This window comes from uncultured Kocuria sp., assembly GCF_947500125.1.
Classification (GTDB): Bacteria; Actinomycetota; Actinomycetes; order Actinomycetales; family Micrococcaceae; genus Kocuria.
In genome coordinates this window covers 1-15,322 of record NZ_CANMRA010000019.1, presented here as the reverse complement: position 1 = coordinate 15,322, position 15,322 = coordinate 1, and the positions used below count along the sequence as shown (strand labels likewise).

9 protein-coding genes and 1 pseudogene are annotated in these 15,322 nt (G+C 73.5%); 2 read left to right on the top strand and 8 right to left on the bottom strand.

Annotation, left to right across the window (positions count from 1 at the left end; all coding sequences use genetic code 11):
- Positions 1–286: 286 nt before the first annotated feature.
- The 4 genes from Q0817_RS12930 to Q0817_RS12915 all read right to left on the bottom strand — a co-directional run bounded on the left by Q0817_RS12930 (position 287) and on the right by Q0817_RS12915 (position 5,374).
- Positions 287–1,741, bottom strand: a complete 1,455-nt coding sequence (locus Q0817_RS12930; RefSeq protein ID WP_298588699.1) for a dihydrolipoamide acetyltransferase family protein — start codon at positions 1,739–1,741, stop codon at positions 287–289.
- Positions 1,742–1,821: 80 nt separating this feature from the next.
- Positions 1,822–2,805: an alpha-ketoacid dehydrogenase subunit beta gene (locus Q0817_RS12925; RefSeq protein ID WP_298588696.1), complete on the bottom strand. Its 984-nt coding sequence runs from the start codon at positions 2,803–2,805 to the stop codon at positions 1,822–1,824.
- The gene (locus tag Q0817_RS12920; RefSeq protein ID WP_298588693.1) at positions 2,802–4,154 is read right to left on the bottom strand and encodes a thiamine pyrophosphate-dependent dehydrogenase E1 component subunit alpha; all 1,353 of its coding nucleotides are present in this window, start codon (positions 4,152–4,154) and stop codon (positions 2,802–2,804) included. The genes Q0817_RS12925 and Q0817_RS12920 overlap by 4 nt, the downstream gene beginning before the upstream one ends.
- A 56-nt stretch (positions 4,155–4,210) precedes the next feature.
- On the bottom strand, positions 4,211–5,374 hold the full coding sequence (locus Q0817_RS12915; protein WP_298588690.1) for a histidinol-phosphate transaminase: 1,164 nt from the start codon (positions 5,372–5,374) through the stop codon (positions 4,211–4,213).
- Between the two features lie 166 nt (positions 5,375–5,540).
- On the opposite strand from Q0817_RS12915, the gene purB reads away from it, so the two are divergent.
- On the top strand, positions 5,541–6,968 hold the full coding sequence (gene purB, locus Q0817_RS12910; RefSeq protein ID WP_298588687.1) for an adenylosuccinate lyase: 1,428 nt from the start codon (positions 5,541–5,543) through the stop codon (positions 6,966–6,968).
- Between the two features lie 194 nt (positions 6,969–7,162).
- On the opposite strand, the gene Q0817_RS12905 is transcribed toward purB, so the two are convergent.
- A complete protein-coding gene (locus tag Q0817_RS12905; protein WP_298588684.1) occupies positions 7,163–7,426 on the bottom strand; it encodes a hypothetical protein in 264 nt (87 codons plus the stop codon).
- 328 nt (positions 7,427–7,754) lie between these two features.
- On the opposite strand from Q0817_RS12905, the gene Q0817_RS12900 reads away from it, so the two are divergent.
- Positions 7,755–8,462, top strand: coding sequence for a BTAD domain-containing putative transcriptional regulator (locus Q0817_RS12900; RefSeq protein ID WP_298588681.1), 708 nt, complete (start codon positions 7,755–7,757; stop codon positions 8,460–8,462).
- A gap of 142 nt (positions 8,463–8,604) precedes the next feature.
- Here Q0817_RS12900 and Q0817_RS12895 read toward each other — a convergent pair whose 3' ends face one another.
- The 3 genes and pseudogenes from Q0817_RS12895 to Q0817_RS12885 all read right to left on the bottom strand — a co-directional run.
- Positions 8,605–12,672, bottom strand: a complete 4,068-nt coding sequence (locus Q0817_RS12895) for a Pls/PosA family non-ribosomal peptide synthetase (RefSeq protein ID WP_298588678.1) — start codon at positions 12,670–12,672, stop codon at positions 8,605–8,607.
- A gap of 467 nt (positions 12,673–13,139) precedes the next feature.
- Positions 13,140–14,810: an FAD-dependent oxidoreductase gene (locus tag Q0817_RS12890; protein ID WP_298588675.1), complete on the bottom strand. Its 1,671-nt coding sequence runs from the start codon at positions 14,808–14,810 to the stop codon at positions 13,140–13,142.
- Positions 14,811–14,832: 22 nt separating this feature from the next.
- Positions 14,833–15,322 (bottom strand): annotated as a pseudogene (locus Q0817_RS12885) (hypothetical protein); the annotation flags it as partial.

The following is a 15,322-nucleotide window of genomic DNA, read 5'->3' as shown; positions in this document are numbered from 1 at the left end:
GGGGGCCGACGGGCAGGTTGCCACCGCGGCCGGCGTCGCACGAGTGATCCATCGTGAATGAGATGTGTGATTGTGTCTGGGGGGATTTCAATCACGGGTCCACGGAGATGGGACGCCGGGCGCGGGAAGCCACCGCCCTGTTCCACGTCGGTGCGGCGCCGGGCCTCGGCCCGGCGGGGTGAGCCGCGGGACGTGGCGGCACGCGCGTCGACGACGCAGCACACGGCCCCGCACCGATCGGTGCGGGGCCGTTGCCGTGCCGTCCGTGTCCCGAGCCGGCCGGGGCTCATTCCAGCAGCAGCGCCGGTTCCTCGAGGATCCGGGCGACGTCCGCGGTGAAACGGGCCGCGAGGTCCCCGTCGACCACGCGGTGGTCGAAGGAACCGCCCAGCGTGGTCACCCAGCGGGGCACCACGGCGCCGTCCACGACCCACGGCTTCTGCTTGATGCTCCCGAACGCGATGATCGCCACCTCGCCGGGATTGATGATCGGCGTGCCCGTGTCGAGGCCGAGGGCCCCGATGTTGGTCACGGTCAGGGTGCCGCCCTGCATGTCCGCCGGCTGGGTCCGTCCCGCCCGGGCGGTCCGCGAGAGCTCGTCGAGGGCCACGGCCAGCTCCCGCAGCGACAGCTCCTGGGCGTCCTTGACGTTCGGGACCATGAGCCCGCGCGGCGTGGCCGCCGCGATGCCCAGGTTGACGAAGTGCTTGACGAGGATCTCCTCGTCCGTCCACGTCGCGTTGACCATCGGGTTGCGGGCCGCGGCCCACAGGACGGCCTTCGCGAGCACCAGCAGGGGCGTGACCTTGACGCCCTCGTAGTCCGGGGCGGCCTTGAGCCGCTGGACGAACTCCATGGTGCGCGTGGCGTCGACCTCCACGAAGACCGAGGCGTGCGGGGCGCTGAACGCGCTGCGCACCATGTTCTGCGCCGTGGCCTTGCGCACGCCCTTGACGGGGATCCGCTCGATCCGCTCCTCCGGGGCCGTGGGGCGGCGCCGGTCCCCGGTCTCGCCCAGCCGTGCCACGTGGGTCAGCAGGTCCTGCTTGGTGATCTGTCCGGCCGCGCCCGTCGCGGGGACGTCGGCGAGATCGACGCCCAGGTCCTGCGCGGCCTTCCGGACGGGCGGCTTCGCGAGCGCGGGGCGGCGCGGGACGCTCTCGACGGGCGCGGGCCCGTCACCGCGGCCGGGCCGGCGCCACACGCCGCTGTCCTCGGCCAGCCGGGCGGCGCGCCCGGCGATGCCCTGGGCCGCCGTGCCGATCCCGCCGCCGAGCCCGGACCCCAGCGGCCCCCGGGACAGCTTCTCCGACCACCCCGCGGGGCGGGCCGGCTCCGGCTGGGGCTCGGGCGCCTGCGGCGGGGCCACCCGGCGGCGCCGCCGCACGGGGTCGGCCTTGGGCCCGGAGCCCACGAGCGGGCGGTCCGCACCGGCGCCCGGTTCCCCGCCCTCGCCCAGCACCCCCGGGACGCCGGAGGCCGGGACGGGGTCCGGCGACTCGCCCGGGGAGCCCACGGCGATGATGGGGGTGCCGACCTCGACCGTGCTGCCCTCGGAAACCAGCAGGTCCAGGACGGTCCCGGCGTACGGGGAGGGCAGCTCGACCACCGACTTCGCGGTCTCGATCTCGACGAGCACCTGGTTGACCGTCACGGTCTCCCCCGGCGCGACCTTCCACGCGAGGATCTCCGCCTCGGTCAGGCCCTCGCCGACGTCGGGCAGGTTGAAGATCTGGGGCATGTCAGTACTTCCTCTCTCGCGCGGCACCCGGGCCGGCTGCGGTGCCGCCGGCCCGGGGTCCGGCGGCCGGGTCGGCGGGGTCAGTAGGCGAAGGACCGGTCCAGGGCCTCGAGGATCCGGTCGAGGTCCGGCACGTACCGGTCCTCGACCGCGGCCACCGGGTACGGCAGGTGGAAGGCGCCGACCCGCAGCACCGGCGCCTCGAGGGAGTAGAACGCCCGCTCGGTGAGGCGTGCGGCGATCTCCCCGCCGAGGCCGCCGAAGGTCGGGGCCTCGTGGGCGACGACGAGACGGCCGGTCCGGCGCACGGAGTCCTCGATGGTGTCGAAGTCGATCGGCGACAGCGAGCGCAGGTCGATCACCTCGACGCTGCGGCCGTCCTCCTCCGCGGCCTGCGCCGCGGCGAGCGCGACGGGCACGAGGGGGCCCCAGGCGACCACGGTGGCGTCCTCGCCCGGTCGGACGACCTGCGCGGAGAACGGGTCGGCGGTCGGGCGCTCGACGTCCACGGCGCCCTTGAGCCAGTACCGCCGCTTCGGCTCGAAGACGATGACGGGGTCCTCGCACGAGATGGCCTGCTGGGTCATCCAGTAGGCGTCCTGGGCGTTGGACGGCGTGAGGATGCGCAGCCCCGCCGTGTGCGCGAACAGGGCCTCGGGGGACTCCGAGTGGTGCTCCACCGAGCCAATGACCCCGCCGTACGGGATGCGGATCGTCACGGGGACGGTGACGTCCCCGTTGGTGCGGTTGCGCATCTTCGCCAGCTGCGTGGTGATCTGGTTGAACGCCGGGAAGGAGAAGCCGTCGAACTGGATCTCGCACACGGGCCGGTAGCCGCGCAGGGCGAGCCCGATGGCGGTGCCCACGATCCCGGCCTCCGCCAGCGGGGTGTCCAGCACGCGGTGGGCGCCGAAGTCCGCCTTGAGCCCCTCGGTGACGCGGTAGACGCCGCCCAGGGAGCCGATGTCCTCGCCCATGAGCAGCACCCGGGGGTTCTCCTCCATGGCCCGGCGCAGGCCCGCGTTGACCGCCTTGGCGATCGTCAGGTCGGGGGCGGTGCTCATGCGAGGTCCTCCTCGGTGCCGGCGGTCCGTGCGTCGGGGACCCCGGACACGGGGTCGGCGGCCACGGTCAGCCCCGAGGCCTGCGTGCCCCGGTCCGGCCCGGCGCCGTCGTCGTCGGCGGTGACGTCGTCGTTGCTGCCGGTGCCGTTGCTGCCGGTGTCGTTGCTGCCGGTGTCGTTGCTGTCGGTGTCGGCGAAGCCCGCCTGGTAGGCCGCGTACCAGGCGCGCTCCTCCTCCACGAGGGCGTGGCGCTCGGCGTAGGGCCGGTCGAAGAAGTCCTCGAACACGGGCGGGTCCATGGCCAGGACGAGCGCGCGGGCCTGCTCGGCGAACGCCTGGGCGTCGGCCGCGACGTCGGCGAAGTAGTCGTCGCCGGTGCCGTGCGCGTCGCGCAGGTGCGCCTCGAGACGGAGCAGCGGATCGAGCTCGCTCCAGCGGCTCTCGTCCTCCCGCAGGCGGTATTTGGTGGGGTCGTCCGCGGTGGTGTGGGCCCCGAGCCGATAGGTCTCGGCCTCCACGAGCACAGGGCCCTGACCGGTGCGGGCCTTCTCGAGCGCGTACCGGGAGGCCGCCAGGACCGCGAGGACGTCGTTGCCGTCCACGCGGATCCCCTCGAAGCCGTACCCGGCGGCGCGCTCGGCCAGGGGCACGCGGGACTGGGTGCTGAACGGCACGGAGATGGCCCACTGGTTGTTCTGCACGAAGAAGACCACCGGGGCGTCGTAGGACGCCGCGAAGACCATGCCCTCGTGGACCTCGCCCTGGCTGGAGGTGCCGTCCCCGAAGTAGACGACCGCGGCCGCCGGCTCGACCTCCCGGCCCTCCGCCTCGGCGGCCCGCCGGTCCAGGTCGATGCCCATGGCGTAGCCCACGGCGTGCGGGACCTGGCACCCGAGCACGATCGAGTAGACGTTCATGTGGTGCTCGCTCGGCTTCCAGCCCCCGGCGCTGTGCCCGCGGAACACGGTGAGCAGCTCGGCGGGCTCGACGCCCCGCTCGATCGCCACGGCGTGCTCGCGGTACGTCGGGAACACGTGGTCGGCCGGGCGCAGCGCGCGGGCGGAGCCCACCTGCGCGGCCTCCTGCCCGCGCATCGGCGCCCACAGCACCAGCTGTCCCTGCCGCTGGAGGTTGGTCGCCTCCTCGTCGAAACGGCGGGCCAGCGCCATCGAGCGGTACAGCTCGCGCAGCTGCTCGGCGCCGACGTCGCGCACGTACGGGGACAGGACCGGGTCCTCGCTCCGGCGGCCGTCCCGGTCGAGGAGCCGCACCAGGCGCGTGCGCACCTCCGGTGTCGGCACGGTGCGGACCGGCACGTGGGCGGCCGGGGACGATGGAGCGGCATCCATGGGCAGGACGTCCTTTCGGGTTGCTCGGGAGGGAGCCGGGCCGGCGGGGCCGCGGGTCAGAGCACGGGCGGGTGGGGGAACTGCGCGCACAGTTCCAGGAACCGGGTGTTGGCCTCCGGCTCGCCGATCGTCACGCGCACGCCCTCGGCGCCGAAACGGCGCACGGACAGTGCGTGGGCGTCGCACAGCTCGGCGAAGCCGCCGCTGTGCTCCCCCAGGTTCAGCCACACGAAGTTGGCCTGCGTCTCCGGGTACGGCCAGCCGAGCTCGTCGAGCCCGGCCAGGACCCGCTCCCGCTCGTCGACGACCCGCTGGACGCGCTCGGCCACCTGGTCGTAGTGGCGCACGGACGCGATGGCCGCGCGCTGGGCGAGGTCGGTCACGGAGAACGCGGGGGACGCCTGGCGCAGGTACTGGGTGATCCCCTGGCCCGCCACGGAGTAGCCGATCCGGAGGCCGGCGAGACCGTGGGCCTTGGAGAAGGTCCGCAGCACGACGACGTTGGGGTGCTGCCGGTAGAGGTCGATGCCGTCGACGAGGTCGTCGCGGCGCTGGAACTCCTGGTACGCCTCGTCGATGACCACGACGACGTCGCGCGGCACAGCGGCGAGGAACGCCTCGACCTGCGCGGTGGTGAGGCTGGGACCCGTCGGGTTGTTCGGCGTGCACAGCAGCACGACCTTCGTCCGCGCGGTGACCGCGGCGGCCATGGCCTCGAGGTCGTGGGAGCCGTCCCGGCGGTTCGGGACCGGCACGCCCAGCCCGCCGGAGAGCCCGATGCTGATCGGGTAGGCCTCGAAGGAGCGCCAGGCGTGCACCACCTCGTCCGGGGTGCCGTCCTCGCCGGCGCCCACGAAGGCGCCGAGCAGCTGGTTGAGCGCGCCGAGGCTCCCGGCGCCGGTGACGATGTCCTCGGCGGGCACGCCGAGGAACTCGCCGAGCACCTCCCGCAGCGCCGCGGAGGTCGTCTCGGGGTAGCGGTGCACCGCGTCCCAGTCGGCCAGGACCTCCTTGACGGCGGGCACGGGCCCGAACGGGTTCTCGTTGGAGGACAGCTTGTAGGAGACGAGCCCGTCCACCACGACCGGGGGCTTGCCGGCCGCGTAGCGGGGAAGTCGGGACAGCGCGGGGCGCGGCCGGACCGCCGAGGTGGTGGCGGTGGCCGGGCCCGGGGCCGGGGCGGTGCCGGCCAGGGTGCGGGTAGCGTCGCTGGTACTCATGGAGGTCATGCTATCCCCCGCTCCCCGGGGGTCCCGGGTGGATGACGCCCCTCCGGACGACCCGGTGGTTTTCGGCGCGAAAGCTACAACCGGGTCCCGGGAAAGTTGGCGGCGGACGACAAATCGTCCGCCCGGACGGGTCGGCGCGCCGTGGAAGAATGTGCCCATGCCCAACACCGATCGCATCCTGCCCTCAGGGCGCGCGGCGCTCGCCGCCGCCGTCCCGCCCGTCGCGCTGGGGCCCCTCGACGGCCGCTACCAGCCGGTGGTCGCCCCGCTGGTCGACCACCTCTCCGAGGCCGCCCTCAACCGCAACCGCGTGCACGTGGAGGTGGAGTGGTTCGTCCACCTCGCCGAGCGGTCGGTGCTGCCGGGCCTGGCGCCCCTGACCGCCGAGCAGACCGCCGGGCTGCGCCGGATCGTCACGGACTTCGACACCGACTCGATCGCGGAGCTCGCGGAGATCGAGGCCGTGACGGTCCACGACGTCAAGGCCGTGGAGTACTACATCGGCCGCCGGCTGCCCGCCCTGGGGCTGGAGCACCTCGTCCCCCTCGTGCACTTCGGCTGCACCTCCGAGGACATCAACAACCTGGCCTGGGCCCTGGGCGTCAAGGACGCCACGACCGACGTGTGGCTGCCCGCGGCCCGGGCCCTCGTGGCCGACGTCGCGGCCCTGGCCGAGTCCGCGGCGGAGATTCCCATGCTCTCCCGGACCCACGGCCAGCCCGCCACGCCCACCACCCTGGGCAAGGAGATGGCGGTGGTCGCCCACCGCCTGGGCCGCCAGCTGTCCCGGATCGAGCGCACGGAGTACCTGGGCAAGATCAACGGCGCGACGGGCACCTACGCCGCCCACTACGCGTCCGTCCCGGACGCGGACTGGACGGAGGTCTCCCGCGGCTTCGTGGAGGGCCTCGGCCTGTCCTGGAACCCGCTGACCACGCAGATCGAGTCCCACGACTGGCAGGCCGAGCTCTACGCCGACCTCGCCCGGTTCAACCGGATCCTGCACAACTTCTGCACCGACGTGTGGTCCTACATCTCGATCGGCTACTTCCAGCAGATCCCGGTGGAGGGCGCCACGGGCTCCTCCACCATGCCCCACAAGGTCAACCCCATCCGCTTCGAGAACGCCGAGGCGAACCTCGAGCTCTCCAACGCCCTGCTGGACGTCCTCGGCGCCACGCTCGTGACGTCCCGGTGGCAGCGTGACCTCACGGACTCCTCGTCCCAGCGCAACATCGGGGTGGCCTTCGGGCACTCCCTGCTCGCGATCTCCAACGTGAGCAAGGGCCTGGCCCGTCTGGACGTGGCGGAGGCGGTCCTGGCCGCCGATCTCGACGCGAACTGGGAGGTCCTCGCGGAGGCGGTCCAGATGGTCATGCGCGCCGAGGCGATCGCCGGTGTCGAGGGCATGGACAACCCCTACGAGCGCCTCAAGGACCTGACCCGCGGCCGGCGGGTGGACGCCGCGCGGCTCCAGGAGTTCGTGGCGGGGCTGGGTCTGTCCCCGGCCGCGGAGCGGCGGCTGTCCGGACTGACCCCCGCCGGCTACACGGGCATCGCGGCGGAGCTGGTGCGCTTCCTGTGAGCCGGCGCCCCGCCTGAGCACGGGGTGCCGGGTCCTGCTCGTGCCCGGGCACCCCGTGCCGCGGCCCGCGCCGTGCGTGCGAGCCGTACGCGCGGGCCGCGTGGCCGTGCCGTTGCGGTCCGTGCCGTTGCGGTCCGGGCCGTTGCGGTCCGTCCCATGGCGGTTGGTGCCGCACGGCCCGGTCCGGCCGCGGTTCAGACGGACGGGAGGTCGTGCAGGTCGTTGCAGACGGTGTCCTCCGGGGCGGCCCACAGCCGCTTCTCGCACCCGGCGGAGACCACGCGGACCCGCAGCTGCCCGGACGAGCCCGGGACGTAGTAGAGGTGGACCTCGCTCTCGATGTCCCGGATGATCCGGGTGGTCGACCGCGGGGACCACACCTCGGCGGGATTGCACAGGGCGACGATGTTCCCGAGGGGGTCCGTGCGGACGCCCGTGACGGGTCGCTGGTCGGTCATCGGAAGAACTCCTGAGCTCGTGCCCCCGGCCGGCACCGGCCGGCGGCGGGGAACTGCCTTGTACCACTGTCCGGGTCTGCGCGCCATCCTCGAGCAGGGTCGCGCGCCGGCCATCTCGAACTTTGTTTGCTTTTGACGCCCATCAGGCGTTCACTTTTGACTCACGGGCCGTCGCCCGGGATCATCGGTGCCTGAACCCTCTCTCGCGGCGGACCTGGATCCTGGTCCGCGGGACCGGAGAGGACGGTGCTCGGACCACGGCCTTCGGGGGAAGGCAGGCTCCGGGCGCACCGGGGAACGGTGATCATGACAGTGGGGGATCATGACAATGGATGGGGAACACTCGATCAGGCTGCGGCTGCTCGGCAACGTCGAGGTGGAGCTCGACGGGACCGTGCTGGCACTGGGCCACCGGCAGCAGCGCCTGCTGGCCGCGCTCGCCGTCCTCGGCCCCAAGCCGCGCCGCTTCCTCGGCGAGCTCCTGTGGCCCGACCGGACCGCGGAGCGCGCGATGGGCAGCCTGCGCACCACCGTCTTCAACATCTCGCGCCAGGTGCCCGGGGCCGTCGGGACCCGTGGCAACAACATCGCCCTGACGGAGCCGGTCACCGTGGACCTGCACGAGCTGCGCGAGTCCCTGCACCGGGCGGCCGCCGCCACGGCGCCCGTGGCGGCGGACCCCTGGTTCCTGTCCCCCGACGGCGCCCAGCTGCTGCCCGGCTGGTACGACGCCTGGGTCATGGCCGAGCAGGACCGGCTGCGGACGCTGTACGTCAACGCCGTGGAGCACCTCGCCCGGCTCTCCCTGGAGCACGGGGACTTCTACCGGGCCCATGTGCTCGCGGACAACGTCCGGGCCCTCGATCCCCTGCGGGAGAGCGCGGTCCGCGTGTCGATCGAGGCGGATCTGGGCCTGGGCAACAATGCCCCGGCCCTGCAGACCTTCCGCAGCTTCTGCAGCACGATGGCCGACGAGCTCGGGGCGCCGCCCTCCCCCCAGATCACCCAGCTGATGGGCCACATGCGCAGCGCCTGACGCGCGCCCGGCCGGAGCACTCCGGTCCGCGGCGTCTCCGGCCGTGGCGTCGCCGGGCGGAGTGTGCCGGCGGGAGGAGGGACGGTGTCCCCGCGACCCGGTGACGGGTCGCGGGGACACCTTCTTGCCGTTCATGACCGGGTCATCGTCCCGAGGTCACGGCGGCCGCCGCCGAGCGCACCGGGATGCCGCGCCAGGTGGTGTGGGGCAGCAGCTGCTCGCCCTTCATCACCAGCGACAGCGCGTCCACCGAGGCACCCGCGCCGACGGTCGTGTCGTAGAGCACGATCGAGCGCGCGCCGACGCTGGCCCCGGGCAGGATCTCCACGTGGGACATCTTCATCACGCGGTCCTCGAAAAGGTGCGTCTGCAGCGACACGTCCGTCGAGACGGCGGCGTCGTCGCCGATGTGGACGAGGTCGAACTCTGTCAGGTACGTGGTGCCGATGTAGGTCCGCTTCCCGATCTGCGCCCCGAACAGGCGCAGCACCGGCCCGATCAGGGGCGTGCCGACGAGGCCGCCGATGAGGGCGGGGACCGCCGCGGACTCGTACACGCCGGTGACGAACTCGCTGCGCCGGACGAAGTTGTCCCACAGCGGCTCGACCCGCTGGCGGTACCGGCCCACGATCGCCCACTTCAGGACGACGACGGCGAGGACCACGGTCAGTCCGGTGGCCAGCGCGATGAGCGGCAGCACGGCGACGAAGCCGAGCAGCGTCAGCTCGGGCACCAGGGCCACCGACGCGAGCAGCCCCAGGTAGCCGATCAGACCGATCAGCGCCGGCGGGACCGTGATGCGCAGCGCCTCGATGACGAGGCGGGCCGCCACCTTGCTGCGCGAGGGCCGGAAGGTGAGGCTCTCGTCGAAGTTGCCGCTGTCCTGCCGCCGCGGCAGGAACATGGCGGGCGAGCCCAGCCAGGACGTCCCGTCCGGCACGTCGGCCGGGGGCACGGAGGCGACGCCCACCAGGGAGCCCTCGCCCATCCGCGTGCCCGAGGGCACGAACGCGGCGTTGCCCACGAACGAGCGGTCGCCCACCACGGTGCGCTCCATGTAGAGGTGGCCGTGGTGGTAGACGGCGCTGCCGACGCTGGCCATGTCCGCGACGAAGCTGCCCTCGCCGAGGGTGAGGAGGTCCGGGTCGATGTGGCCGACCGTGGAGACCTCGGAGCGCGGGCCGACCTTGGCGCCCAGAGCGCGCAGCCAGGGCACGGTGTACATCGTGGCGTACAGGGCGTTCGTGCTCTCCAGGCTGGTGGAGAGCAGCTGGTCGGCCATCCACTTGCGCACGCCCAGCCCGCTGCGCACGGGGTGGATGCCGGTGGGCGTCCGGCGCAGGACGATCTTCCGGCCGGTCGCGACCACGGCGCAGACGGTGAGCACGTAGACGATGCCGACCGCCGGGGTGAGGGCGAGCCCCACGGGCAGGCCGAACTCCAGGGCCGCGACCCAGATCATGAGGAAGGACGGGAGCACCAGCACGAAGGGCATCAGCTCGAGGACAAGCCAGCCCAGGAGCAGCCCGGCCGCGAGCGGGGCCGGCCAGCGGCCGCTGGGCAGCGGGCGCCGCTCCATCCGCTCGAGCAGCTCGTCGTCGCCGTCACCGGGCCGGGCCGGGGAGCCCAGCCAGTGCTCGCCGGCGGGGATCGTCTGGTTCCGGGAGGCCAGGGACTGCTCGCCCAGGCGGGCACCGTCCTCGATCCGGGCGCCCGGCTGCAGGAGGGCGTTGGCCCCCACGAACGCGTCGTCGCCGATGTGCACCGGCGCGATGGTCACCCACCCCTCCTCGACCTGGGCGGTCTGCACGGAGGAGTTGTAGCCGATGCTGGCGCGGGAGCCGACGGTGACGAGCGAGGGCAGGCCGATGGCGGCGGTGCCCACGTGGGCGTCCGGACCGATCCTGGCGCCCAGCAGGCGCAGGTAGACGGCGGCCATCGGGGTGCCGGTCAGGAGGTTGAGCGGCGAGAGCCGGGTCAGGCCGTCGATGCACCACAGCAGGAAGTACTGCCGGCCCCACAGGGCGTGGTGCCCGGGTCTGACGAGCCGGCCCAGCACCCGGGAGCCGAGGAACGGCAGGAAGAAGCGGGCCAGCACGGAGACCAGGACGCCCACGAGGAGCATGTCCCACATCAGGGCGTAGCTGAACTGCCCGTTGTAGGAGTACAGGACCGCGGCGAGCGGGGAGCCCACGAGCATCGCCGCCAGGACCAGCGTCGTCACCTGCGCGAGGCCGCAGAGCGCCACCCGTCCGCTGGTGTGGTGCAGCGGCGCGGGGCGGTCGTCCGGGGCGGCCACGGCGGGGACGGCCGCCGGGGCGGCGTCCAGGTGCCGTGCCAGGTCCCGGACGGTCGGGTAGGTGTAGATGTCCGCGATGGAGATGTCCTGGTCGGGGTGTGCCCGGCGCAGCTCGGACGTGGCGGTCGCGGCGAGCAGCGAGTGCCCGCCGAGCTCCATGAAGAAGTCCGCCTCCACGGAGAGCTGGTCCTCGGGGATGCGGAAGACCTTCGACCACACCTCCGTGATCCCCCACTCGGTGTCCGTCTCCGGCGGGACCAGGCCCATCGTGGTCACGAAGCGGGGCGTGCTGGGATCCGGCAGGTTCTTCCGGTCCACCTTGCCGCTGACCATCATCGGCATCGCGGGCAGGATCTCGTAGAAGGACGGCACCATGTACGGCGGCAGGGCCGCGACCACGGAGTCGTGGAGCAGCTCGAAGAGGGCGCGCTCGTCGCGCACCGGGGCGCGCAGGGTGAGGAACGCCGCGACGTCGTCGCCGCCGGAGGTGAGCTTCACGGCGGCGTCCGCCACCGCGTCCTCCCGGCGCAGCACGTTCTCGATCTCCTGGAGGTCCGCACGGTGACCGCGGATCTTCACCTCGCTGTCGGCGCGGCCGAGGTACTCGATCTCGCCGTCGGGCATGAACCGGCCCAGGTCGCCGGTGCGGTAGATCCGTCCGGCCCGGGGACCGTCCGGGTGCGGGCGGAAGCGCTCCTCGGTGACGTGCGGCAGGTTGACGTAGCCGCGGGCCACGCCCGGGCCGGCGATGCAGATCTCCCCCGGCTCGCCGTCGGCGACCTCGTTCATCTCCTCGTCGAGGATCCGCACCTCGTAGGTGGGCAGGGGCTTGCCGATGGTTACGGGCCGGCCCGGGGCCAGCTCGCCCCACGTGGCCGTCACGGTGCCCTCGGTGGGGCCGTAGGTGTTGAGCATCCGGCGCTCGGGGGTGGACCACCGCTCCACGAGGTCGGCGGGGCACGCCTCGCCGCCCACCAGGATGCTGCGGATGCGGGGCAGGTCGTGCTCCAGGGTCGCCAGGACGGTCGGCACGCAGTAGAGCACGGAGATCTCCATGCGCTGCAGGAACTCGGCGAGCCCCTGCCCCAGGCGGGCGTCGTCGGTGGGACCGGCCACCAGGGAGGCGCCCACGGCCCAGGTGGGCCAGATCTCCTCGATGGAGAAGTCGAACGCGATGGTCATGCCCTGGTAGACGCGGTCCTCGGAGCGGACGTCGTAGACCTCGGGCACGATCTCGATGAAGTTGCAGATGCTCGAGTGCGCGACCTCGACGCCCTTGGGGCGGCCGGTCGAGCCCGAGGTGTAGATGATGTAGCACGTGGGGTCGCCCTCGTGGCGGACCGCCGGGCGGTGCGCGGGCGCCTCCTCGAGGCGCTCTCCGATCCGGCCGACGTCGACGACGTCGGCGGGCGCGTCCTCGACCACGGCCACGAACTCGGCGGAGGTCAGCATGAGGGAGAGGTCCGAGTCCTCGGCGATGAACTGCACGCGGTCCGCGGGCAGGTTCGGGTCGATCGGGACGAAGATGGCGCCCGTCTTGAGGATCGCCAGCAGGGACGCGTAGAGCATCGTGGAGCGCTGGAGCAGGATCCCGACGCGGTCCCCCGCGCTCAGCCCGTAGCCGGCGATCAGGTGGGCCAGCCGGTTGGCGAGCTCGTCGAGCTCCGCGTAGGTGTAGGCCCGGCCGTCGGCGTGCAGCGCCTGGGCGTCGGGGGTGAGGTCGCAGCTGCGCTCGAAGAAGTGGTGCAGCCGGGTGGGCTTCGTCTCCGTGCTCCGGGCGCCTCGGGTCGAGGGCTCCGTCCAGGGGAGCGCTGCGGCGGGGACGTCCGTCGCCGCGGCCTCGTCCCACAGCACTCGCTCTGCCGCCGCGGCCTTGTCGCGGCGGGAAGAGCGATGTGGCACTGAGGTCATGTCCAACTCCTTTCGATGCACGAACACCGGTGTTACCGGCATGTCCGTTCTACGGAGCGGGGTGTTATGGCCTCCTCACGGATCCGTCACGGCGGCGTTATTCCTGCGTTATCGATGCGTTTGCCGCCGGAGCAGCCAGGGGCGATGCCGAGCGCGGCCCGGTTTCCGGTGGTGAAGATCACAGCGCTCCGTCTCGCTCAACGAGACGTTTTCGACTGCAATCGCGCGGTTCCCGGTCCGTGGGCCGCCGGCCACGGGCCGTCCGGCCGTGCGCGCCGGTCGCCGGGAGGCGGGTCGCCGGTCGCTCGTCCCGGCCACGGTTGCGGGGACGGAGGAATTCGCCGTGTTACCTTTCGTGAACGCCCGCGGGGCCGTTCCGGCACGCACGAGGCCCCCGTGCGGGGACGGGACCGTCCGGTTCCTGTCCTCGCACGGGGGCCTCGTGCTGCGGCGCCCTCCGGGGCCGTTCAGCCGGCCGAGGAGCCCCGGTCCTCGTCGTCGCCGGACGGGGTCGTCGCGGCCCGGTCCGGCCGGGCCGCCCAGGTGAGGTAGCCGCCGTCGAGGTTGACGACATCGCGGCCGTGCTGCGCCAGGACGCGGGCGGCGAGGTAGCCGCGCAGGCCGGCCTGGCAGTGCACCACGATCTGGCCCTCCGGCAGCTCGTCGAGGCGGTCCCGGAGCTGGTCCAGCTCGATGTTGATCCCGCCGGGGATCGGCATCGACGTGTGCTCGCCCGGGGTGCGGACGTCCAGCAGGGTCGCGCCGGCGGCGAGGCGGTCGTCCAGCTCGTGCCACTGGACGGTCTCGACGAGTCCGTCCCGGTGGTTGCGGTCGATGTAGCCGAGCATGTTCACGGGATCCTTCGCGGAGCCGTAGAGCGGGGAGTAGGCCAGCTCGAGCTCGGCGAGGTCGGCCGCCGCGATCCCGCCGGTGATGGCGGTGGCGAGGACGTCGATGCGCTTGTCCACGCCCGCCCCGCCCACGCCCTGGGCACCGAGGATCGCGTCGCTCTCCGGGTCCACGAGCAGCTTGAGGGTCATCCCCTCCGCCCCGGGGTAGTAGCCGGCGTGGTTCGCGGGGTGCGTGTGGACGGCGCGGTAGGGCCGGCCCGCGGCGCGCAGCCGCTTCTCGTTCCAGCCCGTGGCCGCGGCCGTGAGGCCGAAGACGCCGACCACGGAGGTGCCCAGCACGGGACGGTCGGACACGTCCATGCCGGCGATGACGTCGGCGACCAGCCGGCCCTGGAGGTTGGCCGTGTTGGCCAGGGCGACGAGCGTGGCCGAGCCGTCGAGGGCGTCGCGCTTCTCCACCGCGTCCCCCACGGCGTAGACGTCCGGGTCGGAGGTGCGCAGGTGCTCGTCGACGACGATGCCGCCGTGCTCCCCGACCTCCAGACCCGCCGCCCGGGCGAGCGTGCTGTCCGGGCGGACGCCGACCGCGGCGAGGACCACGTCGGCCGGCAGCTCCGTGCCGTCGTCGAGCGTCACGGAGCGCTCCCCCACCTCGGTGACCGTGGCCCCCAGCCGCAGGTCGAGCCCGTGCTCGCGCATCAGGGTGTGGACGGGTTCGACCATCTCAGGGTCGAGCGGGGCCATGACCTGGGGCGCGGCCTCGACGAGGGAGACCCGCAGGCCGCGGTGGACGAGGTTCTCCGCGACCTCGAGCCCCACGTAGCCGCCGACGACGACCACGGCGGAGCGGGCGCCCTCGACCGCCGCCACGACCGCGTCGGTGTCCTCGATGTCGCGCAGCACGAGGGCGCGCTCCATCCCGGGCACGGGCGGGCGGACGGGGACGGCCCCCGGGGAGAGGACGAGGGCGTCGTAGCCCCGCTCCTCCTCCCGGCCCGAGGCGAGGTCCCGGACGCGCAGCACGTGCCGCTCCCGGTCGACGCCGACGACCTCGTGCCCCACGCGGACGTCGAGGCCGAACCGGGCCCCGAGGGACCGGGGGGTCTGCAGGAGCAGCGCGGAGCGCTCCTCGATGACGCCGCCCACGTGGTAGGGCAGACCGCAGTTGGCGAAGGACACGTGGCCGCTGCGTTCGTACACCGTGATCTCGGCGTCCTCCAGCAGTCGGCGCAGACGGGTGGCCGCGGACATTCCTCCGGCGACGCCGCCCACGATGACGATTCTCATGGGCTCATGCTACCGGCGCCGCTCAGGCCGCCGCGCGACCCGTCCGGCCCGGCCAGCCCGGCGTCCTGAGCCGGCGCCGGAGGGTGCTGCCGGGCCGGGAGCCGGTGAACTCGCCGTCGGCGCCGCACGCCGCGACCCAGCCGGGGGCGTCCCGTCCCAGCACGTGCGCGGCGCGGGCGTAGGCCTGCGCCTCCACCGCGCTCGCCGCGGCGACCACGACCCGGTCCCACGGGCTCTGCGCGGCGGCACCGGTCACCGGGTTGACCAGGGCGCTCCCGGGGTGCTCCAGCACGGCCAGGCCCCGCCGGCCGTGCCCGACCAGGGCGGCCAGGACCGCGGGGTCCACACCGGCGCCGGGGCGCGCGGGGCGCGCCACCACACCGGCCCCGCCCCGGGGGCGGGGGTGCGCGGCGGCCGGCCCGGTGGGTGCCGCGGGGGCGGTCCCGTGCGGGACCTCTTCCTCGGCCGGCCCGCCCTGGACCTGGACTTCACCACCGACGCGACGCCCGACG